Origin of the sequence: Scandinavium sp. (genome assembly GCF_036271055.1) — a bacterium.
In the GTDB taxonomy this organism is placed as follows: domain Bacteria; phylum Pseudomonadota; class Gammaproteobacteria; order Enterobacterales; family Enterobacteriaceae; genus Scandinavium.
Map to the genome: position 1 here is coordinate 1 of NZ_DATBBJ010000049.1, position 2,687 is coordinate 2,687.

Sequence of the window (2,687 nt, forward strand, 5' to 3'; positions counted from 1 at the left end):
GCGCGCGTACGATTGAACACGACCAATGAGTGGCCGTGCTTTTGCAGATTGGCCGCCATACGGCTGCCCATTATTCCCAGACCTATGAATCCTATTTTCATTTTAGTTCTGTTGTTTCTACTTCGATAACGGGTCGATAAGTTCCAATCCCGTCACCTCATCAGGTTGCTTGTCTAAGGGCGTGGGATAGACAGTCATGAACAACTCCAGCGTCGGAAACACAAACGCATTGATCAAGTGACCACCCCGCACTGTTCCATCGCTTGATGCTACAGATACGTGTGTGTGAACAGCAGGATTGTTATTCACCAGTGCGATATCGCCGATCATTGAGACCAGCTCCACCTGTTGTTTGATCGGAATCAGCTTGTACTCCTTCCTATGCGCGTCAAACCAGGCAACCGTGGCGTGACTAAACGCTCCAATGCCAGTAAAACTCGCTGACGTTACTTTGTTTTGCCTGGCAAAATCGGTTAGGCCCGACATGACTTCGTCGCCTTTGGCGAGTATGACGACGTAGTTCTTCACGCCAGGGTTCTCCGATAGCAATCGCGCTTTCATGCCCGGCGCCTTTCCAGTTGCTACTGGAGCTGAAGGCGAAAGGTATGCCTCGTCTTCGCCGGCAGAAGGTTGTTGTGCTTTGGTGTTTTTCATACTTACGAATAGTGCGCCAGCTAAGAGCGGAAGTAGGATTAGTTTTGAGCTGTTCATGGTTCTCTTCAAAACACTGTTACCGGCTCTGGTTCTTGCACGGTGCTGCCTTCAATCTCTGCGACATCGTCATCGGTGAGAGCCAGATCGGCTGCGCCAACATTCTGTTCGACCTGTTGAGCACTTCGAGCGCCCACGATTGCGGCAGTCACCGCAGGATTATGTAGCACCCACGCCACTGCGATTTGACCCGGCGGCCGCCCATATTTTTGACCAACTCCTCGCAAGCGCTCAACCAGCGCGAGATTCTTCGAGAGCCTTGGCTCGGTAAACTCCAAGTCGCGGCTCCGCCAATCGCTCTCGGGAAGCTTTGCCACCCGCGACCGAGTCATCGCGCCCGTTAACAAACCCGACTGCATTGGCGAATAGACGATCACGCCGAGGCCATGCGAGTAGCAATAAGGAAGAATTGTTTGTTCGATTTCGCGGCGAATCAGTGAGTACGGTGGTTGTAGCGATATGATCTGAGCGATTCTCTCCGCGCGCCGCAACTGACTGACATCAAAGTTCGAGACGCCAATCCAGCGGACTTTTCCTTCCTTTTGGAGGCGGGCCATCTCTGCCCAGCCTTCTTCCAAGTCCTCTGTCGGCCAATGGATTTGATAAAGATCAATCGCGTCAACCTTCAGGCGGCGCAGACTATTCTCGCACTCTCGCCGTATCGAAGTTGCTTTCAGATTGCGATAAACATAGCCCTGATCGTCCGACAGAAGGCCGCATTTGGTAAACACATAAGGCTGAGGGCCGGTCCAGCTCTTAAGCGCTGACGCGACAACCTCCTCTGAGTGGCCCATGCCGTAGACGGCTGCGGTATCGATCCAGTTCACACCGAGCTCGAGCCCGCGATGGATTGCTGCAATCGATGCTTTGTCGTCCTGGTCGCCCCAGCCAAATTCCCAGCCTGACCCACCGATGGCCCAGGCCCCGAAGCCTATGGAGGTTATGTAAAGATCAGAGTTACCGAGCCGTTTAGTTATCATGTTTGTTGTTTGTCGACGGTTTTGTTAGTTGCTTTTTTTCGCGGCAATCATGCAGAGCGGCTTAGCCTGCTGCCGGCTGAGGTAGGCCAAGCGACTGGAGCGTATCGGGCGATAGACTTCCGGTTACGTCGAGCTGATTGGCGATTTGATATTTCGCTAGCGCATCGCGGGTGGACGGTCCAAAAATCCCGTCAATCGACCCGTTGTAATAGCCAAGGTTCAACAGCCGCGTCTGAACGGCCTGGACCGTCGCGCTATCAGCTGCGCCAGTGTTATAAGTGCCCCCATTGTAGTCATACGGATCAGCATCGGTGTAGTAAGCGTACGGGTTGTAGTCGTTGGCATAATACGGGATATAATCCCACGGATAGAACCCTGAATCTAATCCGCACCAAAACCCATCGATGAAGACGAAGAAGCGACCATGGTCAAAGTGGGCATGCCGCCGATCCCAATCACCGTGCCAGTTCGCATCATGACGTGCTACGATGTGACTACGAAGGTCTCCGACGCGCTGATTCGATGGCCTTGCGACTACCGGGCGCGAAGCTTGTGCGCGAGAATCACCAGACGGAGACTGCACATGCGATGGGTGCCCAAATGTAGAAAAGCGCGGTCCTGCGCCCTCAAAGTTCGAAGCACCATTCCGGGTGCGCATTCCACCAAAGCCTACGCCGCCTCCACGCGTGCCAGCTCCGGTTACGACATGTCCGCCACCACTGAACCCACTGCTGTGGAAACCGCCGCCGCCAAAGTGGCCGCCGCCGAATCCTCCACCACCATGGAAGCCGCCTCCGCCTCCTCCACCGCCACCGCCGTGGCCAGCTGCCAGGATCGGACTCACTGTTCCAAATAAAACGAGGCCGACTAAACCAAAGATTGTTTTTGCTTTCATGTCTCAAAGTACAGCTGAAGCTGTGAGCTCTGCTATTGCGCCTGCGGAGGATTTATTGCTGACCCCTCTGGGCTGACGACCATTGCCCCTTTCGAGAGAGT

4 protein-coding genes are annotated in these 2,687 nt (G+C 54.4%); all 4 read right to left on the reverse strand.

Features of this window, described 5'->3' with window-relative positions:
* Positions 1–101 (reverse strand): NAD(P)-binding domain-containing protein (locus VH187_RS06870; protein WP_329700736.1); only part of this gene is annotated, 101 nt, incomplete at its 3' end.
* A gap of 16 nt (positions 102–117) precedes the next feature.
* The gene (locus VH187_RS06875; protein WP_329700733.1) at positions 118–654 is read right to left on the reverse strand and encodes a PPC domain-containing DNA-binding protein; all 537 of its coding nucleotides are present in this window, start codon (positions 652–654) and stop codon (positions 118–120) included.
* 65 nt (positions 655–719) lie between these two features.
* Positions 720–1,691, reverse strand: a complete 972-nt coding sequence (locus VH187_RS06880) for an aldo/keto reductase (protein ID WP_329700734.1) — start codon at positions 1,689–1,691, stop codon at positions 720–722.
* 61 nt (positions 1,692–1,752) lie between these two features.
* A complete protein-coding gene (locus VH187_RS06885; protein ID WP_329700735.1) occupies positions 1,753–2,535 on the reverse strand; it encodes a peptidoglycan-binding domain-containing protein in 783 nt (260 codons plus the stop codon).
* Positions 2,536–2,687 lie beyond the last annotated feature (152 nt).

What these genes read in the sequence shown, in the direction of transcription:
- VH187_RS06880 (WP_329700734.1), bottom strand. Translation starts at nt 1,691, where the DNA reads ATGATAACTAAACGGCTCGGTAACTCTGATCTTTACATAACCTCCATA.
- VH187_RS06875 (WP_329700733.1), bottom strand. Translation starts at nt 654, where the DNA reads ATGAAAAACACCAAAGCACAACAACCTTCTGCCGGCGAAGACGAGGCA.